Raw genomic sequence first — 19,830 nt, forward strand, 5'->3', positions numbered from 1 at the left:
ACATGAGAAACGAGCTTCCTTTGTCGACCCCGACAGCGGATTCGCCCCCTCGGCGTTTATCTACTGCGCGTGCGATCGCGCGCATCTATCCCTACGCTCGGCCTGCGCTGCCCCGCATTATTGCGGGGGCGGGAGCAGCCTTGGTCGGCGCGGTCGTTGCGCTCCTTATTCCGCAGGTGCTGCGGTCGTTGGTCGATGGGCCTCTCGCTGAGGGAGACCTCACCGGTCTTTGGTGGGCCGTCGGCGCCGTCCTTCTCCTCGGGGTAATCGAGGCGGCGATGATCTGGCTGAGACGCTGGTTCGTTCTGGTTCCCGGCACCCACATCGAGGCAGGAATGCGCAATGCGTTCTATGCCCGCCTGCAAGATCTGCCGGTGGCATTCCACGACCGCTGGCCGAGCGGCCAGCTGCTCTCGCGCATGTCGAGCGATCTGGGTCTCGTGCGCCGGTGGCTCTCGTTCGGCATCGTCCTGTTGGTCGTCAACGTCGTCACGATCGCAATCGGTTTTGCCTTCCTCTTTGCTCTGAGTTGGCAGCTCGCCTTGGTCTTCGTCGTCTGTTCGATCCCGCTGTGGATCTACACATTTGTGTTCGAGTCCAAGTACTCCAGGGTCGCGCGGCTGAGCCAGGATCAGTCCGGTGACCTCGCGACGACCGTCGAAGAGTCGGTGCACGGCATCCGAGTTCTCAAGGCTTTCGGCCGTGGCCGCCATGCGCTTGACGGGTTCACCCGCCAGGCGGAAGAGCTTCGCGGCACCGAGATCGAGAAGGCTCGGGCAATCGCCGGGATCTGGCTCTGGCTGCTTCTCGTGCCCGACGTAACGTTTGCACTGTCGCTTCTCGGAGGCGTGCTGCTGGCGGCAACGGGCAGCCTCACGGTCGGCGGCCTCGTCGCATTCTTCGCGACGGCGGCGGTGCTGCGCTGGCCCGTTGAGTCGATCGGCTTTTTGCTGTCGATGACCTACGACACCCGCACGGCTGTCGACCGTTTCTTCGAGGTCATGGACGAGGAGAACCCCGTCGTCGACCCAGAAAACCCCGTTGTGCCGGAGCGTGCCGAGGGCAGGCTCGTCTTCGAGGACGTGCATTTTCGGTATCAGGATGCTCCAGCGGGAGTCCCCGACCTCGTCAACGGTGTCGACCTCGAGCTGCTCCCCGGTGAGACCATGGCCTTGGTCGGCGTGACGGGCTCGGGCAAGACAACCCTCACCGCTCTCGCATCGCGTCTCTACGACGTGACGGGCGGCCGCGTGCTGCTCGACGGTGTCGACGTGCGCGACATGACGCGCTCGGAGCTGCGCTCGCGCGTAGCGATGGGCTTCGAAGACGCGATTCTCTTCTCCGCATCGGTGCGCGACAACGTGCTTCTCGGGCGCCCGGATGCTTCTGAAGAAGATTTTGCCGAGGCAATCGCCATCGCGCAGGCCGATTTTGTCTACAGCCTGCCCGACGGGGTCGATACGACGGTTGGTGAGGAGGGCATGAGCCTCTCCGGCGGCCAGCGTCAGCGGCTCGCTCTCGCTCGCGCGGTCGCGGCGCGACCCAATGTTCTTGTCCTCGATGACCCGCTCTCTGCCCTCGATGTAGATACCGAGGCGGCCGTGGAGGAGGGGCTTCGCCGGGTTCTTTCGAGCACGACTGCCCTGATCGTTGCGCACCGGCCGTCTACCGTCATGCTGGCCGATCGGGTAGCGCTGATGGAGAACGGCCGCATCACCGATGTCGGCACGCACTCCCAGCTGCTCGCGCGGAGTGAGCACTATCGCTTTGTGGTGTCATCGCTCGAAGCGGATGAGGCCGCGGCAGAAGCATCAGAAGCATCCGAAACCCCGGGCTTGGCCACAACAGACGAGGAGGTGACCCGATGAGCACTCTTGGCGTTGACGAAGAACGCGACGACCTGTCCCGCGACGAGAACCGCACAATTCGGGGTCGCTCCGTTCGTCTGCTCGGTTCGCTCGTGCGACCGATGCGCGGGCTCGTTGGCCTCACCGCAACCGTGATCCTGGTGAGCACGGTTGCCCAGGTCCTCGGCCCGGCCCTCATCGCGTACGGCATCGACACGGGATTGCCGGCGATGCTCGAGAACGACTGGCTGCCTCTCGGCGTTACGGTCGGCGCCTACCTGGCAACGGGCGTGCTCGGGGCCGTGCTCATCGCCTGGTACACCGTGCTCACCGCACGGCTCAGCCAGTCGATGCTGCTCGATCTGCGCAAGCGCATGTTTTTGCACACCCAGCGCCTCAGCCTCGAGTTCCACGAGAGCTACACCTCCGGCCGCATTATTTCGCGTCAGACCAGCGACCTCGAATCCATCAAGGAGCTGCTCGGCTCGGGGCTTAACCAGCTCGTGCAGGGCGGCCTTTACATGCTGTTTATCGCGGGCATGCTGTTCGTGGTCGACTGGGTCAGCGGGCTCATCCTGTTGGGTTCCCTCGTGCCACTGTGGTTTCTTTCGCGCTGGTTCCAAAAGAACTCGCAGCGCATGTTCCGCCGAACCAGGGTCGCCTCTGCCCGCATGATCGTGCAGTTCGTCGAAACCATGACCGGCATCCGCGCGGTGCAGGCGTTCCGCAAGGAGCGTCGCAACGAGGCCGAGTTCGGTGAGTTGGTCGAGAACAATCGCGACACCAATGCCAAGGTGATCCAGCTTTTCGGCACATTCGATCCTGTGCTCATCCTCATCGGCAATGTCACGCTCGCAGTTGTGCTGCTCGTCGGAGGTCTGCGCGTTGCCGACGGGTCGTTGCCCATCGGTGTTCTGCTCGCAGCGCTGCTCTACACCCGCAACTTCTTCGCTCCGGCGGAGGAGATGGCAATGTTCTACAACTCGTACCAGTCCGCGGCGGCCGCGCTCGAAAAGATTTCCGGTGTGCTCGACGAGTTGCCGGGTGTGCCAGACCCGGCCAAGCCCGTCGATTTGTGGGAAGCCAAGGGCGCTGTCGACTTCGACAACGTTCGCTTCGCCTACACGCCGGAGCGCGTCATCCTGCCGTCGTTCTCGCTTGAGGTCCCCGCCGGGCAGACCATCGCGCTCGTGGGAACCACGGGAGCGGGCAAGTCCACGCTTGCCAAGTTGATGGCCCGCTTCTATGACCCAAGCGAGGGAGCGGTGCGGCTCGATGGCATCGACCTGCGCAATCTGCACCCCAAAGATCTGCGCAGGGCCATCGTCATGGTCACGCAGGAGGCATACCTGTTCAGCGGAACCGTGGCCGACAACATCGCGCTGGGCAAACCAGGGGCGAGCCTCGAGGAGATCCAGGAGGCGGCGATGGCGGTTGGAGCGCACGAGTTCATCACGTCGCTGCCCGACGGCTACGGCACCGACGTCAACAAGAGAGGCGGCCGCGTCTCTGCCGGTCAGCGTCAGTTGATTTCGTTTGCCAGGGCTTTTCTCGCCAACCCTGCGGTGCTGATTCTGGACGAGGCGACGGCGTCGCTAGATATCCCCAGTGAGCGACTAGTGCAGCAGGGGTTGCAGACCCTGCTCGCGCATCGAACCGCGATCATCATCGCCCACCGGTTGTCGACGGTGGCCATTGCCGATCGCGTTCTCGTCATGGAGCACGGCCGCATCGTCGAGGACGGAAGCCCCGCGGAGCTCATCGCGGGAGACGGCCGTTTCTCGCGTATGCATGCGGCGTGGCGGGATTCGCTCGTCTAGTCGACCTCTCACGCGGGCACCGATTTGCTTCCCGGTGCCCGCGACCGAGAAAGCGCCCTCAGGCAATAGGCTCGGTGGATGGCCTATCCGAGTTCTGAGCTCTCACTTGCCCGCCGCATTCTCGGCGCCCTTGCGACGGGCGCCGCTATTGCGTTGCTCGCTCATGTGGCGACGGTGTTTGCTTTTTTTGTGGCGGCAGGGGCAGACCCTGAATCGCTCATGTCGGTCGGCTCGTTCTTTCTGAACGGCTCACTGCTCGCGTTCGTGTTGTTCTCTCTCGCAGCGGTGCTCGAGGCATTCCGCCGCTGGTACATCGCTCTCCCCGCCGCCCTCCTCGCGGCCGCTCTCGCCTCGTTCTGCGGAACGATGCTCACGCTCATCGGGCAGGGCACAACGATCGATTCCGCAGCGCTGTCGTATCTCGTCACCGTTCTGGTGGGCCCGAACCTGGTCTTCATCGTGGCGAGCGCAATCGTAGGCGCAACGGTCGGAGTCGTGGTGTGGCGCTGGGTCGTTCGCGGTTCGGCTCCCGCGGCGACTCCGCACGGCACCCTGCTGGTTCGTCTGCCGGCGAGCACGCTTGCCGAGGGTCAGGTGACCCACATCGACCGTCTCCCCGTCGACCCCGAGGAGGCAGACCGCGAGTGGGATGCTTACGTTGAGGTTTTCTCCGACCACGGGTGGAAGATTGTCGAGATTCCCGTAGCCGAGGGCCTCGCAGATTCGGTCTTTGTCGAAGACAACGCGGTCGTAATCGACGACCTTGCGATTATCGGAGTTGCAGGCACGCCGTCGCGTGAGGGCGAGTCGGAGGCGGTCGAAACGGCCCTTCGCAACCACCGCCTCCGCATCGAGCACATCACGGCTCCCGGCACCCTTGAGGGTGGAGACGTTTTGCGGGTTGGCTCAACCGTCTACGTCGGCAGCAGCTCCCGCACGAATGCCGAGGGCATCCGTCAGCTTCGTGCCCTGCTCAGCCCGCGCGGGTTCGACGTTGTCGCCGTCCCTGTTTCGCGGGCTCTTCACCTCAAGTCTGCGGTTTCTGCGCTCCCGGACGGCACGGTGCTGGGGTACGCGCCTCTTCTCGATCAGCCCGGTCTCTTTTCGAGGCTGCTGCCGGTTCCGGAACCAGAGGGGGCGGCCGTTGTCGCACTCGATTCGACCACGGTGCTCATGTCGGAGTCGGCGCCGCAGTCTGCCGAGCTTGTTCGAAGCCTCGGCTACACGGTTTTCACTACGCCGATTTCGCAGTTTGAGCGCCTAGAGGGATGCGTCACGTGCCTCTCGGTGCGCATCCCGTAACCCGGTTCTCCCAAGGGTTTCTCCACGGTGCCGGTCGTTCAGGTGCCGGTCGTTCAGATGCCGTCGTCGACCGCGTGACGAGCGGCCGTCAGGTCGACGCGATACCGCCCGTCTCGCGACCACACGAGCGGGGTTGATTCCGCCCTGTAGTGCTCGAGAGCTGCCGCGCTGTGGTCGGCGGGAGGGTGGCCGGAGGCTCGGATAACCCGCCACCACGGGGTCGATGCTCCGTAGTAGGCCATCGCCTGGCCGACGGCTCGTGACGCTCGTGAGCCGAGCGCTGCAGCGACATCGCCATAGGTCATGACCTTGCCCGCCGGGATGCTCTCGACGACCGCAAGGACTCGCCCCACAAAGTCCTCTGCCGCCAGCGGGGGCGATTCTTGCTCGTTCAGAGTGTGATCGCGCCGATCTTCTCGCCGTACTGGCTTTCTCCCACCACGGCGAAGCCGACTCGAAGAAAGAACTCCTCGGGGCCGGGTTCGCCCGGCTCCCACAGCACCGTCAGGCGCTCGAAGCCCCGTCGGCGCGCCTCGGCGGCCGTCTCCTCCACCGCAAATCGCCCGACTCCTGCGCCCTGGGACTCGGCCGAGACGTTCATCCTCCAGATGCAACTGCGGAACTCTTCTTCGACGGCTTCTGGGTCGAACACGGCCATGATAAACCCGAGAACGGTGTCATTTTCGTCGACGACAACTCGGGACCACGAGGTGCCCGGAGTGATGAACGGGTCGGCCATGGCATACGACACGGGAGCGATGAACTGCTCCTGGCCCGGCTTGAGAGTCAGGTTGTTCGCGGCTTCGACGTTCTTCGCCGATAGCTCTTCGAGTCGTAGGTCTGCCATGCGGTCAGGCTATCTCGGCTTGCAGAATCCGAACAGGAGTATGTTCCGGTCGCCCTGAAACGTGAGAAGGTATCCGACACGACGGGCCATCGGCGGCCCCATCCTGCGGAGGTCTCAATGAGAATTGTCGGAGCCGTGCTTGAAGAGATCGGTCGCGAGCGGCCGTTTGCCGAGTCCAAGCCGATCACGGTGGGGGAGCTTGAGCTCGATCCGCCAGGCCCAGGGGAGATCCTTGTGCGCATCGAGGCGGCGGGGCTGTGTCACTCCGATCTCTCGGTCGTCGATGGCAACCGGGTGCGGCCGGTGCCCATGCTCCTCGGGCACGAGGCAGCGGGAATCGTTGAACAGCTGGGCGACGGCGTCGATGACGTTGCCATCGGGCAGAGGGTCGTGATGACGTTCCTGCCTCGCTGCGGAAAGTGCGCCGGATGCGCCACGGACGGCCGCCTGCCGTGTGAGGTTGGCACGCGGGCCAACAACGCCGGCGAACTCGTGGGCGGGCGCCGACGGCTGCACCGCGATGGCGAGGAGATCTTTCACCACCTCGGGGTCTCGGGTTTCGCCTCCCACGCCGTTGTCAACCGGCACTCGGTCGTCGTCGTGGACGACGATGTGCCGGCGGATGTCGCTGCCGTTCTGGGGTGCGCCGTGCTCACGGGCGGCGGTGCCGTCATTAATGCTGGGCGGCCGGCCCCCGGCGACACGATCATCGTGGTGGGCCTCGGAGGGGTGGGGATGGCGGCTGTGCTTGCTGCCGTCTCGCTCGGTCATGAGGTGATCGGGGTCGATGGTGTTCCCGACAAGCTTGAGCGGGCGCTTGAGCTGGGTGCCTCCGCGGTCTTCACGCCCTCTGAGCTCGCCGAGAGCGGAGTCCGGGCTCCCGTCGTCATCGAGGCTGCGGGCAACGCGCGGGCATTCGAGACGGCTATCGCGGCCACGTCGCCCGGCGGCACAACCGTGACGGTGGGCCTGCCCGCGCCGAGCGCTATGGCTGCGGTTTCTCCTCTCACTCTCGTCGCTGAGGCGCGCACGATCGTGGGTAGCTATCTGGGGTCTGCCGTGCCGTCGCGTGACATCCCGCGCTATGCCCAGTTGTGGCGGGAGGGTCGACTGCCCGTCGAGAAGCTCATCTCGTCTCGCATAGCTCTCTCCGACATCAACGCGGGGATGGATGCGCTGGCCGATGGCACGGCCATCCGGCAGGTCATCGTCTTCGACTGAACCGCTTCGGCGGTCCGGCCCAAATCGCTCGGTCCGTCGTTTCTGGTTGCAGAACATACCGTCCGGTCGGTATTGTCGTGCTGTGAGCGATGAAGCCAACAGGACGACGACCGACAGCACCGTGATTCCGGGGCTCGACCTCGACGCCTTCGAAGCGTGGCTTCAGGAGCATCATCCGCAGCTCCTCGCAGGTCCGCTCAGCGCAAGTCTGATCGCGGGCGGGCGCAGCAATCTCACGTATGCGATTGATGGTGGCGTAGGGCCGTGGGTGCTTCGCCGCCCCCCGCTGGGCCACGTGCAGAAAACCGCTCACGACATGGCCCGTGAGTTTCGGGTGCTGTCGGCGCTCCAGCCCACCGCCGTTCCTGTGCCGCGAACTGTCCTGTTTATCGATGACCCCGCTGCGGGCGTCGAGATGCCGTTCTACCTCATGGAGCGCGTCGATGGCGTCGCCCTCAAGCTGCGCTCCGACAACAGGCTTTTTACCGTCGACCAGCTGGTCAGCCTCAGCGAAGAGCTCGCGACGACCCTGGCCACGCTGCATTCCGTCGACCCCGCATCGGTCGGACTCGAGGACTTTGGCAAGGCGGACGGCTTCGTTGAGCGCCAGCTCGTGCGCTGGGGTCGGCAGTATGAGGGAAGCCGAAACCGGGACATTCCCGATCTCGACGCACTGCAGGGCGAACTCGCCGAGCGCATCCCCACGACCATGTACACGTCCATTGTTCACGGAGATTTTCGCCTCGACAACGCCCTCGTCAGCAACGACGAATCGGGCATGCCGCACATTGCCGCAGTGCTCGACTGGGAGATGGCCACGCTCGGCGACTCGTTCACCGACCTCGGGCTGTTCGGCCTTTATTGGAACCTCAGCAACTTCGCGGATATGCCGGAGAGCGTCGTCGCGACGTCCGTCTTCGAAGAGGACGGCTACCCCTCGTTCGACCGAGTCGTCGAGGTCTATGCCAAAGCCGCGGGAATCGAGGTCCCCGATCTCTCCTGGTACCTCGCCTTCGCTGCCTTCAAGCTCGCGGTGATCCTCGAAGGCATCCACTTTCGTTTTCAGGCCGGGCAGACAGTCGGCGACGGTTTCGACCGCATCGGCAGCCTGGTCGCCCCCCTCGCTCGGGCCGGGCGCACTTATCTCTCTCGAAAGGCATGACGTGGAATTCGATTTCGACGACACCACCAAGGGTTACATCGACCGCGTAGAGCGGTTCATGGCGGAGCACGTGATGCCGGCCGAGGATGTGCTCGCTCAGCAGCTCGCAGACAACCCCGGGGTCTGGTCGCGCCAGCCGATCGTGAGGCAGTTGCAGGCGGAGGCCAAGTCGCAGGGCCTCTGGAACCTCTTTCTGCCAGCATCCGCCCACGGAGACGAAGGAGGGGCGGGGCTCACCAATCTGCAGTACGCGCCCCTGTGTGAAATTCTCGGCCGCAGCCCCAAGCTCGGCCCCGCAGCCATGAACTGCGCTGCGCCAGACACCGGCAACATGGAGATCCTTCGGGAGTTCGCAACCGAAGAACAAAAAGCGCGGTGGCTCGCCCCCCTCCTCGATGGCAGCATCCGCTCCGCCTTCTGCATGACGGAGCCTGATGTCGCCTCCTCCGACGCGACCAACATCGCCACGGTTATCGAACGAGACGGTGACGAGTACGTCATCAACGGACGCAAGTGGTGGTCGACGGGAGCCATGAACCCCGAGGCCGAGATCTTCGTCGTCATGGGCAAGACCGATCCGAGCGCTGAACGGCACCGCCAGCAGAGCATGGTGCTCGTGCCGCGCGACACACCCGGAGTCACGGTCGAGCGTCCGCTTCTCTTCTTTGGGTTTGACGACCGCGACCACGGTGGCCATGCCGAGGTGGTCTTTCGCAATGTGCGGGTACCCGTCGGCAACATCCTCAAGGGGGAAGGCGAAGGCTTCGCCATCGCGCAAGCCCGACTCGGGCCCGGCCGCATTCACCACTGCATGCGCGCCATCGGCATCGCGGAGCGCGCTCTCGACCTTGCGAGGGAACGCGCCAACAGCCGTGTTGCCTTCCACAAGCACCTCTCAGAGCAGGGCGTCATCCGCGAGTGGATCGCCGAAGCTCGCATCGCGATCGAGGCCAACCGCTTGCTCGTGCTTAAGACGGCCTGGCTCATGGACACCGTGGGCAATAGGGCCGCGCACGCCGAGATCCAGGCCATCAAGGTGGCCGTACCTCGAATGCTCGAGACCATCGTCGACCGTGTCATCCAGATCTATGGTGCAGCTGGGGCCTCGCAAGACTTTCCGCTCGCCGAGATGTACACGATGGCCAGGGCGCTTCGCATCGCCGACGGCCCAGACGAGGTGCACCTCAATGCCCTCGGCAAGGCGGAGCTCCGCCGAGCTTCGTGAATAAGCCCACAGCCACATATCGACCTAAGGAGAACCGCATGACAGAACCACGCACAGCGATCGTCACAGGAGCCGGCCGCGGCATTGGTGCCGAAATCGCCCAGCGCCTCGCAGCAGAAGGTCACCGCATCGCCGTCATCGACCTCCGCGAAGAAGACACCTCGGCCACCGTCGAGGCCATCGTCTCCGCAGGCGGCGAAGCGATCGGCGTCGGTGCTGACGTTTCAGATTCCTCAGCCGTCGAGGCAGCTGTTGCCCGAGTCGCCGACGAGCTCGGGGCTCCGACGATCCTCGTCAACAACGCGGGCATCCTTCGCGACAACCTCCTGTTCAAGATGACCGACACCGACTGGGATGCCGTTATGGGTGTTCACCTTCGCGGTGCCTTCCTGATGTCCCGCGCGGTTCAGGCGCATCAGGTAGAGCAGAAGTGGGGTCGCATCGTGAACCTCTCGAGCACCTCGGCACTCGGCAACCGCGGGCAGGCGAACTACTCGACCGCCAAGGCGGGGCTGCAGGGCTTCACCAAGACGCTCGCGATCGAGCTGGGCCGCTACGGCGTCACCGCCAATGCGATCGCCCCCGGATTCATTGCGACCGACATGACGCGCGCGACAGCCGAGCGCATCGGCGTTCCCTTCGAGGACTTTCTCGCCCATGCGGCGAAGGAGATTCCCGTTGGACGCACGGGCGTGCCGGCCGATATTGCGGCCGCCGCAGCATTCTTCATCAGCGAAGAGGCATCGTTCGTTTCAGGACAGGTGCTCTACGTCGCCGGCGGACCAAAGGACTAAGGCCATGACCCTGTATGCAGACATCGACGCCGTTGAAGGCATCGTCAACAACCACGAGGAGATCAGCGACTGGTTCGTTATCGACCAGGAACGCGTCAACACGTTCGCGGATGCAACCAACGATCACCAGTGGATCCACGTTGACCCCGAGCGGGCCAAAGCTGGACCCTTCGGTGCGCCGATTGCCCACGGCTACCTGACGCTCTCACTCCTGCCCTACCTCTCGTCGTCGGCCGTCACGATCGAGGGCACGATCATGGGGGTCAATTACGGGCTCAACAAGGTCCGTTTCATTAATCCGGTTGCGGTCGGCAGCAGCATCCGCACCCGGTCCGTTGTGGTCTCTGTGGAGCGTGTTCCGCAGGGTGCCCGCGTCACCCAGTCGGTGACCGTCGAGATCGATGGTGTCGAGAAGCCGGCGGCGATCGCCGAAACCATCGCCCTCTTTGTTCTCGGCGCCCCTCAGTCCTGACCGAATACCGTCCCATCCGAATCACTGGAGGTCAACGATGACCAGCACCGAAAGCTCGGCCCCTTCACTTTTTGAGGCGCCAGCCGCGCTCACCTCGGGGGGCTTTGGCACCCTCTCGGTTGCCACCATCCTCTCCGACACCGCCCACCGCTTTCCCGAGCGCACGGCCTTGATCTACGGGGATAGCACCGTCAGCTATGGCGACCTGTGGCAGCAGACCCTGGCCTACGCCGGGGCGCTGCGGGCCAGAGGCGTGCGCCGCGGAGATCGCGTCGCAATCCTCATCCCCAACGTGCCCGACTTCGCTCGCGCCTACTATGCGATTCTGTCGCTCGGCGCGGTTGTCGTGCCAGTGCACTTGCTGCTCAAGGCGGACGAGATCGCCTACGTTTTGCGCGATAGCGGGTCCTCGCTTCTCATCGCAGCGGCACCCATGCTCGCCGAGGGAGGCAAGGCTGCTGCTCTCGCCCAGGTTCCGCTGGTGAGCGTGCTGATTCCCGACTCGATGGTCGAGCAGATCCCTGTGCCGCGTCTTGAGGACGAGGCCAAGGAGGCCATTCCGCTTGAGCGTTACGAGTCGACGAACCCGCTCGACGCTGCCACGATCCTCTACACGAGTGGAACAACGGGGCGTCCCAAGGGAGCGGTCGGATGCCATGTCTCCCTCATCGAGCAGGTTCACGTCACCCTGATTGACCTGTTCAACATCACAGCAGACGATGTGGTTTTCGGCGGTCTTCCGCTGTTCCACACGTTCGGCCAGACAGCCGTGCTCAACACAGCGTTCCGCCGGGGCGCTGCCATCATCCTGCTGCCCAAGTTCGACCCGGACGAGGCGCTCGCTCTGATGGTCAAGCACGGCGCGACGCTGTTCACCGCGGTGCCGACGATGTTTATCGGCATGCTTGAGGCCGCCACCCGCACGGCCGAGCGGCCACCTCTGCGATATGGCATCTCGGGCGGCGCGTCACTGCCAGTCGCGATTCTCGAACGTTTCGCCGCAGAGTTTGGCGCTCGTGTCCACGAGGGCTATGGCCTCACGGAGACCTCGCCAATCGTGTCGACGAACCATCAGCGCGACGAACCCGTCGCCGGCACCGTTGGCCGTCCCATCTGGGGCGTCGACGTCGAGATCGCTGATGCCGACATCGACGATCGCATCGAGTTCCTGCCGCAGGGAGAGCTCGGCGAGATCGTGGTGCGTGGACACGCCCTGTTCAAGGGATACCTCGGGCGCCCTGAGGCGGATGCTGAAGCCGTCGTTGACGGATGGTTCCGCACGGGCGACCTGGGAACCAAGGGTGCGGACGACCGCATCACGATCGTCGATCGCAAGAAAGACATGATCGTGCGCAACGGCTACAACGTCTATCCCCGTGAGGTGGAAGAAGTTCTGGCCAGGCTCGAGGGTGTCGGCTCGGCCGCCGTCTTCGGTGTGGCTCACGACAAGCACGGGCAAGAAGTCGCGGCCGCGATCGTTCTAGCGCCCGGCTCGTCGCTCACCGCAGAAGACGTCATCGCGTACACCTCCGAGCGTATGGCGGCGTACAAGTTCCCCCGCATTGTGGAGTTCCACGCCGAGCTGCCGCTCGGAGCTAGCGGCAAGGTGCTCAAGCGGGAGCTGTCGGCCGAATACGCTCAGCGCATATCGGCAGAGGCATAGCGCAGCAACACAACAGCGCGACCCTGGCCCTGTCTCCCTAGCGGGAGGCAGGGCCTTTCTCGTGCGCCGGTCAGCTCGCTGGGGCTCGGCCCTCTCCCTCGCTGGTCACTCGCTGAGACCAGCCCTCTCCCTCGCTGAGCGCCAGCCCTCTCCCTCGCGCGCAAAAGGGCCGCCGCTCGAATACGAGCGACGGCCCTTCGTGCCCGGCTCAGCTGAGCCGGGCCGTGGGAGAGGTTACTTGCCTCCCGGGATTCCCTTGTTCGTTACGGCAGGCTGCTCGCCCTCGTAGACGACAACTGAGCCGTCTTCGTAGACGTACGGGGTGCCGAAGTAGGCCTGAACCGTGTCCTTGACGATGCTGAGCTGAACGCCGAGTGCACCGGAGTGGTCGCTCTCGGAGAAGCCGAGCGGCACGATTCCGGTGCCCTTGACGGAGCCGTTCTGCACAGCCTCGACCAACGACTCACGCGTGGGGTTCTCGCCAGCACCGGCAAGAGCCTCGGCGAACATGTAGGCCATGGTCATGCCGTAGACCTGGTTGCCGTCGAACTCGACGCCACCGTTGTACTTTTCGTTGACCTCGCGGAACAGCGTGATCCACTCGTCGTCGCCAGAAGCCATCGACAGGTAGAAGGTGCTGATGAAGCCTTCGAGAAGCTGCGGTGCAGCCTCACCAAGGAATCCAGCGAGGGTCTGGTAGTCACCGCCCGAGGACGACGACATCCACTGCGGGAAGTAGCCGAGCTTGGCAGCAGTTCCGACACCCAGCGCGGTGAACGCGTTGATGCTGGCGAGGAAGTTGACCTCACAGCCGGCGGCCTTCATGGCGCTGATCTGTGCGACAACGTCCTGGTTCGCCACGGAGTAACGCTCGCTTGCCGCGAGGCCGTCTTCTCCGAGGATCTCCGTGAGGCCGGCTTCGAAGTCGTCGCCGAAGTCATCGTCCTGGCCGAAGAGGCAGTACTTGGCGTCGGGGAATTCCTTCTGCGCGTAGTCGGCCAGGATGGCCGACTCGGTGACGTAATCGGAGTTGTAACCGAACGTGTACGGGTACTTCTCCGGCTGGTCCCACATGCCAGAACCGGACGCGACGAAGAGGTCAGGAACTTCGTTGTCGTTGAGGAAGTCGAGAACCGAGCTGTGGGTCGGGGTGCCCAGGCCTCCGATGAGTGCGAAGACGTCTTCCTGGAGCACGAGGTCGCGAACGACCGTCTGGGTGTTGGCGGGGTTGTAGCCGTCATCCTTGACCACGAACTCAATCGTGCGGCCGTTGATGCCGCCGTTGTCGTTGATGTAGTCGAAGTAGGCCTTTGCGGCGGCCGACACTGAAGCGAATCCTGCGGCAGCGGGACCCGTGAGGGGCTGGTGGGTTCCGATCGTGACGGTGGTGTCGGTCACGCCGGGAACATCGGCAGGCTCGCCGCCCCCGTTACCGGTGCTGCTCGAGCACGCCGCGAGAGCGAGCACCGAGGTTGCTCCCACTATCGCGAGGAGGCGATTCCTTTTGAGAGTCATCATTGACCTTTCTGTGGTGGTTGGTGGTTCGGGTGTTACTTCGGGATGGAAACGGATTGCAGGGTTCCCCGCGCCTGGAGCCTGCGCCACGTTTTCGTGACGAGCCCCTGGATGCCGTGGGGAGCGATGATCACTACCAGCACAAGCACGATGCCGAACAGTGCGATCGCGAGATTGCCGTCGAGGCGCTGTGCGACCTCGGGTGGCAAGGACAGGCTCTTGGTGAGTGAGCCGATGGCCTCCGGCAGGAGCACCAGGAGCACGGAGCCCCAGATTGCGCCAGCCAGGGTGCCGATCCCGCCGATGACAGCTGCCATCAGCAGGAAGAGGGAGAAGATGAGGGAGTAGGCGCCGGGGCTGGCGCTCTGAGTGATGAAGGCGAGTAGACCGCCGCCGATTCCGGCAGCGGCGGAGCTCACCGTGAACGCCACAACCTTGGTGCGATAGACGTTGATGCCCGAGATAGACGCTGCTACCTCGTTATCGCGAACTGCGCGCATCTGGCGGCCGAAGTTGCTGCGGAGCAGGTTCTGAAGCAGCAGCAGCACGAGCGCCGCGCAGGCGATCGCTACCCATGCCTGGAACATCTCGGTGCTTCCCCGACCCTCGAGGCCCTCAGGCTTGCGGGCGACGGTCACCCAGAGGCCCATGTCTCCGCCGAAGACGTTGGAGAACGTGCTCGTGAAGGCGGGCAGCGCGAGCACTACCGCCAGGGTTACGCCGGCGAGGTAGGGCCCATGGAGCCTGGCGCCGGCAATGCCGATGACGAAGCCCAGGATTGCAGAACCGACGACCGCCGCGACCAGCGGCAGCACGAGCAGCAGGACACCGTCGATCTCTGCCTCGCCCAGGGCGTTTGCCGTGAATGCGTAGCAGTAGGCACCGCATGCCATGAGCGCTGCGTGACCGAGCGAGAGCTGCCCGTTGACGCCCGTGAGCATCGTGAGGCCTCCAACTGCGCACAGGTAGGCGGCGATGGTTGCCAGCTGAAAGTTGCGGAACGGTTCGAAGACGAAGGTGAGCGCCACGACGAGCACGAAGCCGACGGCGGCGAGGATTGCGGTGGTGCGGCTCATGCTGTGCGCTCCTTAGTGGCCGAGAAAATACCGCCGGGCTTGATCAGGAGAACGGCGAGCAGCAGGACGAGAACGGCTACGGGGGAGAGCGTTGCGCCAAGATAACCGCTTACCCAGCTGAGCAATACCCCCACTGCGAGGCCCCCCAAGACCGCGCCTGGCGCGGAGTCCAGCCCACCGACAACCGCGATGGCGAACGCGTAGACAAAGACCAGGTCGGTGGAGTGAGGGTTGAGGCCCATCTCGGTGGGGATGACCAGGAGGGCCGCAAGCGCGCTAATCGCGGAGGCGAGCATCCATCCGAGTGTGATCATGCGAGAGGAACGCACCCCGAGCAGCCGAGCGAGATCGGGAGAGAAGGCCGCTGCCCGCATGCGAAGCCCGATATTCGTTTTGCCGAAGAGAAGGGCGAGACCGACGACCACAAACGCGACGCAGGCGAAGACGAATAGGTCATAGGCCGAGATCGTGAGTCCGGGGAGCCAGGGGAGTGGGTCCTGGCTGAACGGCGTGACCATCGGGTAGAAGGTGTTGCCGAACAGCATTCCGACGACGGACTGAATGATGAGCAGCACCCCCAGAGCGGCAATCACCGAGTTGAGGGGGTTGATGCGGTCGTCAACAAACTGCATCACACCGCGTTCGACGGCGGCACCGATGAGCGCACCACCCACCAGCGCGGCGGCAAGACCAGCCCAGTAGTTTCCGGTGAGGCTTGTGACCACGAAGGCGACGTAGGTTGCCGCCATAGCCATCGCACCCTGCGAGAAGTTGACGATGCGAGCGGCCCGCCAGATGAGCACGAGCGAGAGCGCGAAGGCCGCGTAGACGGCGCCGCGAGCGAGCCCGTCGACCGTGAGAAAGATAAACCGTTCCATTAGAACCCCAGGTAGGTGTGTCGAAGTTCAGTGTCGGAGGCCAGCTCCTCGGCGGGGCGAGACGCGACGACGCGACCCAGGTTGAGCACGACACCGTGGTCTGAAATGGAGAGCGCGCTCCGTACGTTCTGTTCGATGAGCAGAACCGTGAGCCCGGTCTCGTCGCGGAGCTGGGCAAGCAGCGCAAGAATCTGGGCCGTGATGCGGGGGGCAAGGCCGAGCGACGGCTCGTCGAGCATCAAAAGCTTGGGCTGAGCCATGAGTGCGCGGCCGATCGCCAACATCTGGCGCTCGCCGCCCGAGAGCTGATGACCTGCGGACGTGCGGCGCTTCTGCAGAGGCTCGAAGAGTTCGTAGACCTGCGCGAGCGTTCGAGCAGATTCTGCTGAGTTGCGCCGCCACAGGCCGCCGAGTCGCAGATTCTCATCAACCGTGAGCTCGGTGATCACACCGCGGCCCTCGGGCACCAGGGCCACGCCGTGTCGAACCATGTCTTCGACCTTCACGGCCGCCAGGTCTGTGCCGTCAACGTGGATGCTCCCGGCGGTCGGTCTGATCTGGCCCATGATGGTTCGAAGCAGGGTCGTCTTGCCGGCGCCGTTCGCGCCGACGACCGCCGCGATGCTCCCGGCCGCGACCGTGAGGTTGATGTCGTGAAGCACGGGGATTGCACCGTAACCGGCGCTCACGCCGCTGAGAGTCAGGAGGTCGCTCATGCGGCATCCACCCCCAGGTAGGCGTCAGTTACGGCGGGGTCGGCCGAAACCTGCTCCGGGGTGCCCTCCGCGATGAGCTTGCCGAAGTCGAGCACTGCGATTCGGTCGCAGACCGACATGACGAGGTCAACGTGGTGCTCGACAAGAACGACCGCGCAGCCGCTCTGCGGGATCTCGCGGATGAGCTGGGCAAGTTCGTCGATCTCATCGTGACCAAGTCCACCGGCTGGCTCGTCCAGCAAGAGGAGCGAGGGGTTGCTCACGAGGGCCCTGGCGATAGAGACCTTCTTGCGAATCGCATAGGGAAGGGTGTCGGGGGCCGCCGCCGCGAATGCGGCAACATTGAGCTTTTCAAGGATCGCCATTGCGCGATCCTTTTTCTCGCGCTCGTCGCGGACGGCGCGAGGCAGTGAGAGAAGCTCTTCGACGAACGTGTGACGCGTGTCGTGCTGAAGACCCGCGACAACGTTGTCGAGCACGCTCTGCCCTGCGAAGAGGCCGAGCCCCTGCAGAGTTCGAGCGATTCCATGCTTCGTCAGGGTGTGCGGATGCGGGCGGACGACAGTGCCGTCAACGGCCATCGTGCCGATTGACGGGCGGTAGATGCCGCAGACCACGTTAAAAAGCGTGGTCTTACCAGCACCATTCGGGCCCATGATGCCGACGACGGTGCCAGGGTGCACGTCGACCGACACCGATTCCAGCGCCGTGAGGCCGCCGAATCGGACGGTGATGTCCCTCAGCGACAGTCGCGGCGTGGATGCCGACTGGTCGGTTTGTGGAGCCATGCGGCACTCCTTTGTGTCGTGGAACTTTTCTTCGGGTGTGTGAAGTTGGGCGGGCGTCCGGCGGATGCCCGGAGATCTAAAGCGGGGCCACTACCTCGGGGTCCGAAACCCGCACGGCGATGCGGCCGACCGTGGTTCCGTCGGCGAGTCGCTGCACCGCATCCGCTGCCTGCTCGAAGTCGACGACCTCGCTGATGAGGGGCCGGATGACTCCGCTGTTTGCGAGGCGGGTGAGCTCTTCGTGTGCCTCGGCGATGAGGTGCGGGGCCTTCTTCTCGTAGAGCCCCCAGTGCAGCCCGAGGATGCCGTAGTTCTTGACGAGGGCGTGGTTGGCGCGTGCCGACTGGATCTCGCCGCCGGCAAACCCGACGACGATGATGCGGCCTTCGAATGCGATGCATTTGGTGGAGCGCTGGAACGTCTCGCCGCCTACGGGGTCGTAGATGACATCGGCCCCGCGACCCTGGGTGAAGTCGTTGACCATCGTCACGAAGTCTTCGTCTCGGCGGTTGATGACCAGGTCGGCCCCAGCGTCGAGCGCGACCTGGCGCTTGGCATCGCTGCCGACCACGCCGATTACGGTGGCCCCTGCTGCCTTGCCCAGTTGCACAGCTGCTGTTCCCACGCCGCCGGCCGCGGCATGGACGAGCAGCGTCTCGCCCGGCTGCAGGTTGGCGCGGCGGTGCAGGCCGAAGTAGCCGGTCTGGTAGCCGATCATGAGGGCGGAGGCCTCGGCGTCGCTCAGAGCGCTCGGTGCCGAAAAGACGACACGGGCGGGAACCACAACGTATTCGGCCATGACGCCGATGTGGGTCGCCACGACGCGTTCGCCGACCGAAACATTGGTGACGCCTTCGCCGAGAGCGACGACATCGGCACAGAGTTCGATTCCCGGAGTGAAGGGCAGCTCAGGGCGTACCTGGTATTCGCCGCGGGCGAGAAGCACGTCGGGAAAGTTGAGGGCGACGGCCCTCGTGCGGAGAAGAACTTCGCCAGGAGCGGGGACCGGCGTCTCGAGGACGGCAATGCCCATCGCGTCGATGGGCTCTCCATTCAGGGTGACTTGCCATGCTTCCATCAGTCGTGTGCCTCCTCGGTCTTCAAGCCCTTGAGGTAGAGCTCGGTGATCTGTGCTGCGAGCTGTTCCTTGGTGAGCTCGCCATCGGGCGAGTACCAGTGAGACAGATAGTGCGGGTTCGCAAAGAACGTGGCGGTGAGCACGATCGCGGGAATGTCGGTGCGAAACTCTCCCGCCGCCTGACCTCGTGCGAGGAGGGCGGTGAAAACGTCGTTGTATTCGCGACGGCGGCGTTTGACTTCGCGCTGCCGCTCATCGGAGAGCATGTGCTGCGAGCGAAAGAACACCGAGCCTTCGCTGATCCATTCGATGGAGGTAACGATGAGGTCCTCGCACACGAGACGCATCGTCTCCAGCGGGTCGAGATCCCGGCTCACGATCTCGTCGAGGTGCTCCCGCTGCAGGGACAGCAGGCGGTCGTAGATGTCGAAGAGCAGATCGTCCTTCGACGTGAAGTAGTGGTAAAGGGCGCCCTTGGTAACCCCGGCGGCGTCGACGATCTGCTGAACGCTCGTGCGGGCGTAGCCCTGTTTCGAAAACAGCTCGACAGAAACGCGCTGGAGTTCTTCTTGGATGCTTACTGTTTTCTTCATGGCTCTATCCAACAGGGGAGAGGGAGCCGCCGCCGTCTATGACGAGGGTCTGTCCTGTGATCCAGGCGGAATCCGGCGACATGAGGAACGTCACAGGCCCCGCAACATCGTCGGGAACGCCCAGGCGGGCGAGGGGATAACGGGCGGCAACTTCGTCTTCGCGACCCTCATAGAGGGCCTTGGCGAAGTTGGTCTTGATGACGGCGGGAGCAACGGCATTGACCCGGATGCTCGGAGCCAATTCGTGGGCGAGCTGCTGGGTGAGCGAGATGAGAGCTGCCTTGGAGACCCCGTAGAAGGCGATTCCGGGAGCCGCGGTGAGGGCCGAGATCGACGACAGGTTGACGATCGTGCTGCTGAGGCCAGCGGCGACGGCGTCCCGGCTCCAGGCTAGGGCGCCGATGACGTTGACATCGAGAATCTTGCGGGCGACGGCCTCGTCGGTCTGGAGGGCTGGGCCATAGGCCGGGTTGATGCCGGCGTTGTTAACGAGGTGGTCGACCGATCCGAACTCGTCGGAGATGCGGGAGAAGACCTCCGCCCGGTGGGCGGGATCGTCTGCCTTGCCCGCAACGGCAATAGCGACGCTCGGCCCGCCGAGCGTGGCGACCGCAGCATCCAGCGCCTCCTGACCCCGGGCCGTGATGGCGACTCGGCCGCCGTCGGCGACAAAGCGCTGAGCGATGGCGAGACCGATGCCCCGGCTTGCGCCGGTGATCAGTGCCGTTTCGCCGTCGAATCGACCCACGTCCACCACTCCTTCGTGACAGTTCTTTGTTGCGGCAGTCTGACTCTGGTGTCAGAACCGACCGGTTGGTATGTTTTCACCATAC

At 64.4% G+C, this 19,830-nt stretch carries 19 protein-coding genes; 9 read left to right on the plus strand and 10 right to left on the minus strand.

Translation table 11 applies throughout. The features are described 5' to 3' along the window. Positions 1-2 precede the first annotated feature (2 nt). From C2138_RS01230 to ddaH, 3 genes are all read left to right on the plus strand, one after another. Positions 3-1,868 carry an ABC transporter ATP-binding protein gene (locus C2138_RS01230; RefSeq protein WP_108514891.1) on the plus strand — a complete coding sequence of 622 codons (1,866 nt, stop codon included), beginning with the start codon at positions 3-5 and terminating at the stop codon, positions 1,866-1,868. Continuing rightward, positions 1,865-3,667 (plus strand): ABC transporter ATP-binding protein, encoded by a 1,803-nt coding sequence (locus tag C2138_RS01235; RefSeq protein WP_108514893.1) that lies wholly within the window; start codon positions 1,865-1,867, stop codon positions 3,665-3,667. Before C2138_RS01230 ends, C2138_RS01235 begins: the two co-directional genes overlap by 4 nt. 78 nt (positions 3,668-3,745) lie before the next feature. Beyond that, a complete protein-coding gene (ddaH, locus tag C2138_RS01240) occupies positions 3,746-4,969 on the plus strand; it encodes a dimethylargininase (RefSeq protein ID WP_108514895.1) in 1,224 nt (407 codons plus the stop codon). A gap of 53 nt (positions 4,970-5,022) precedes the next feature. Here ddaH and C2138_RS01245 read toward each other — a convergent pair whose 3' ends face one another. Both C2138_RS01245 and C2138_RS01250 read right to left on the minus strand, forming a co-directional pair. After that, positions 5,023-5,322 carry an MGMT family protein gene (locus tag C2138_RS01245; RefSeq protein ID WP_277871912.1) on the minus strand — a complete coding sequence of 100 codons (300 nt, stop codon included), beginning with the start codon at positions 5,320-5,322 and terminating at the stop codon, positions 5,023-5,025. Positions 5,323-5,360: 38 nt separating this feature from the next. Further along, positions 5,361-5,816, minus strand: a complete 456-nt coding sequence (locus C2138_RS01250; RefSeq protein WP_108514896.1) for a GNAT family N-acetyltransferase — start codon at positions 5,814-5,816, stop codon at positions 5,361-5,363. Between the two features lie 117 nt (positions 5,817-5,933). Between C2138_RS01250 and C2138_RS01255 the strand changes: the two genes are divergently transcribed. The 6 genes from C2138_RS01255 to C2138_RS01280 all read left to right on the plus strand — a co-directional run bounded on the left by C2138_RS01255 (position 5,934) and on the right by C2138_RS01280 (position 12,353). After that, the gene (locus tag C2138_RS01255; RefSeq protein ID WP_108514898.1) at positions 5,934-7,037 is read left to right on the plus strand and encodes an alcohol dehydrogenase catalytic domain-containing protein; all 1,104 of its coding nucleotides are present in this window, start codon (positions 5,934-5,936) and stop codon (positions 7,035-7,037) included. A gap of 82 nt (positions 7,038-7,119) precedes the next feature. Then, the gene (locus tag C2138_RS01260; protein WP_233245533.1) at positions 7,120-8,199 is read left to right on the plus strand and encodes a phosphotransferase family protein; all 1,080 of its coding nucleotides are present in this window, start codon (positions 7,120-7,122) and stop codon (positions 8,197-8,199) included. A 1-nt stretch (position 8,200) separates the two neighbouring features. Beyond that, a complete protein-coding gene (locus tag C2138_RS01265) occupies positions 8,201-9,424 on the plus strand; it encodes an acyl-CoA dehydrogenase family protein (protein WP_108514902.1) in 1,224 nt (407 codons plus the stop codon). A gap of 38 nt (positions 9,425-9,462) precedes the next feature. Beyond that, positions 9,463-10,218 (plus strand): 3-oxoacyl-ACP reductase FabG, encoded by a 756-nt coding sequence (fabG, locus tag C2138_RS01270; protein WP_108514904.1) that lies wholly within the window; start codon positions 9,463-9,465, stop codon positions 10,216-10,218. 4 nt (positions 10,219-10,222) lie between these two features. Continuing rightward, positions 10,223-10,690, plus strand: a complete 468-nt coding sequence (locus tag C2138_RS01275) for a MaoC family dehydratase (protein ID WP_108514905.1) — start codon at positions 10,223-10,225, stop codon at positions 10,688-10,690. Positions 10,691-10,727: 37 nt separating this feature from the next. Next, positions 10,728-12,353 carry a long-chain-fatty-acid--CoA ligase gene (locus tag C2138_RS01280; protein WP_108514907.1) on the plus strand — a complete coding sequence of 542 codons (1,626 nt, stop codon included), beginning with the start codon at positions 10,728-10,730 and terminating at the stop codon, positions 12,351-12,353. 234 nt (positions 12,354-12,587) lie between these two features. Here the strand turns inward: C2138_RS01280 and C2138_RS01285 are convergent, their stop codons facing one another. The 8 genes from C2138_RS01285 to C2138_RS01320 all read right to left on the minus strand — a co-directional run bounded on the left by C2138_RS01285 (position 12,588) and on the right by C2138_RS01320 (position 19,745). Continuing rightward, positions 12,588-13,871 (minus strand): ABC transporter substrate-binding protein, encoded by a 1,284-nt coding sequence (locus tag C2138_RS01285; protein ID WP_241961138.1) that lies wholly within the window; start codon positions 13,869-13,871, stop codon positions 12,588-12,590. A gap of 32 nt (positions 13,872-13,903) precedes the next feature. Further along, on the minus strand, positions 13,904-14,944 hold the full coding sequence (locus tag C2138_RS01290; protein ID WP_108514909.1) for a branched-chain amino acid ABC transporter permease: 1,041 nt from the start codon (positions 14,942-14,944) through the stop codon (positions 13,904-13,906). Next, positions 14,941-15,822 (minus strand): branched-chain amino acid ABC transporter permease, encoded by an 882-nt coding sequence (locus C2138_RS01295; protein WP_108514910.1) that lies wholly within the window; start codon positions 15,820-15,822, stop codon positions 14,941-14,943. Before C2138_RS01295 ends, C2138_RS01290 begins: the two co-directional genes overlap by 4 nt. Next, complete coding sequence (locus C2138_RS01300; RefSeq protein WP_108514912.1) at positions 15,822-16,538, minus strand: ABC transporter ATP-binding protein; 717 nt, start codon at positions 16,536-16,538, stop codon at positions 15,822-15,824. The genes C2138_RS01295 and C2138_RS01300 overlap by 1 nt, the downstream gene beginning before the upstream one ends. Then, entirely contained in the window at positions 16,535-17,326 is a 792-nt protein-coding gene (locus tag C2138_RS01305) for an ABC transporter ATP-binding protein (RefSeq protein ID WP_108514914.1), read from the minus strand. Before C2138_RS01305 ends, C2138_RS01300 begins: the two co-directional genes overlap by 4 nt. A gap of 76 nt (positions 17,327-17,402) precedes the next feature. Beyond that, positions 17,403-18,404, minus strand: a complete 1,002-nt coding sequence (locus tag C2138_RS01310; RefSeq protein WP_199286555.1) for an NADPH:quinone oxidoreductase family protein — start codon at positions 18,402-18,404, stop codon at positions 17,403-17,405. Then, positions 18,404-18,997, minus strand: a complete 594-nt coding sequence (locus C2138_RS01315) for a TetR/AcrR family transcriptional regulator (RefSeq protein WP_108514918.1) — start codon at positions 18,995-18,997, stop codon at positions 18,404-18,406. The genes C2138_RS01310 and C2138_RS01315 overlap by 1 nt, the downstream gene beginning before the upstream one ends. Positions 18,998-19,001: 4 nt before the next feature. After that, positions 19,002-19,745 (minus strand): SDR family oxidoreductase, encoded by a 744-nt coding sequence (locus C2138_RS01320; RefSeq protein WP_422395402.1) that lies wholly within the window; start codon positions 19,743-19,745, stop codon positions 19,002-19,004. Positions 19,746-19,830: the final 85 nt, after the last annotated feature.

Origin of the sequence: Salinibacterium hongtaonis (genome assembly GCF_003065485.1) — a bacterium.
GTDB lineage: Bacteria > Actinomycetota > Actinomycetes > Actinomycetales > Microbacteriaceae > Homoserinimonas > Homoserinimonas hongtaonis.

Coding starts and splice junctions, on each gene's coding strand:
- C2138_RS01300 (WP_108514912.1), bottom strand. CDS start 16,538: ATGAGCGACCTCCTGACTCTCAGCGGCGTGAGCGCCGGTTACGGTGCA.
- C2138_RS01280 (WP_108514907.1), top strand. CDS start 10,728: ATGACCAGCACCGAAAGCTCGGCCCCTTCACTTTTTGAGGCGCCAGCC.
- C2138_RS01310 (WP_199286555.1), bottom strand. CDS start 18,404: ATGGAAGCATGGCAAGTCACCCTGAATGGAGAGCCCATCGACGCGATG.
- C2138_RS01250 (WP_108514896.1), bottom strand. CDS start 5,816: ATGGCAGACCTACGACTCGAAGAGCTATCGGCGAAGAACGTCGAAGCC.
- fabG (WP_108514904.1), top strand. CDS start 9,463: ATGACAGAACCACGCACAGCGATCGTCACAGGAGCCGGCCGCGGCATT.
- ddaH (WP_108514895.1), top strand. CDS start 3,746: ATGGCCTATCCGAGTTCTGAGCTCTCACTTGCCCGCCGCATTCTCGGC.
- C2138_RS01230 (WP_108514891.1), top strand. CDS start 3: ATGAGAAACGAGCTTCCTTTGTCGACCCCGACAGCGGATTCGCCCCCT.
- C2138_RS01315 (WP_108514918.1), bottom strand. CDS start 18,997: ATGAAGAAAACAGTAAGCATCCAAGAAGAACTCCAGCGCGTTTCTGTC.
- C2138_RS01305 (WP_108514914.1), bottom strand. CDS start 17,326: ATGGCTCCACAAACCGACCAGTCGGCATCCACGCCGCGACTGTCGCTG.
- C2138_RS01290 (WP_108514909.1), bottom strand. CDS start 14,944: ATGAGCCGCACCACCGCAATCCTCGCCGCCGTCGGCTTCGTGCTCGTC.
- C2138_RS01255 (WP_108514898.1), top strand. CDS start 5,934: ATGAGAATTGTCGGAGCCGTGCTTGAAGAGATCGGTCGCGAGCGGCCG.
- C2138_RS01285 (WP_241961138.1), bottom strand. CDS start 13,871: ATGATGACTCTCAAAAGGAATCGCCTCCTCGCGATAGTGGGAGCAACC.
- C2138_RS01295 (WP_108514910.1), bottom strand. CDS start 15,822: ATGGAACGGTTTATCTTTCTCACGGTCGACGGGCTCGCTCGCGGCGCC.
- C2138_RS01275 (WP_108514905.1), top strand. CDS start 10,223: ATGACCCTGTATGCAGACATCGACGCCGTTGAAGGCATCGTCAACAAC.
- C2138_RS01235 (WP_108514893.1), top strand. CDS start 1,865: ATGAGCACTCTTGGCGTTGACGAAGAACGCGACGACCTGTCCCGCGAC.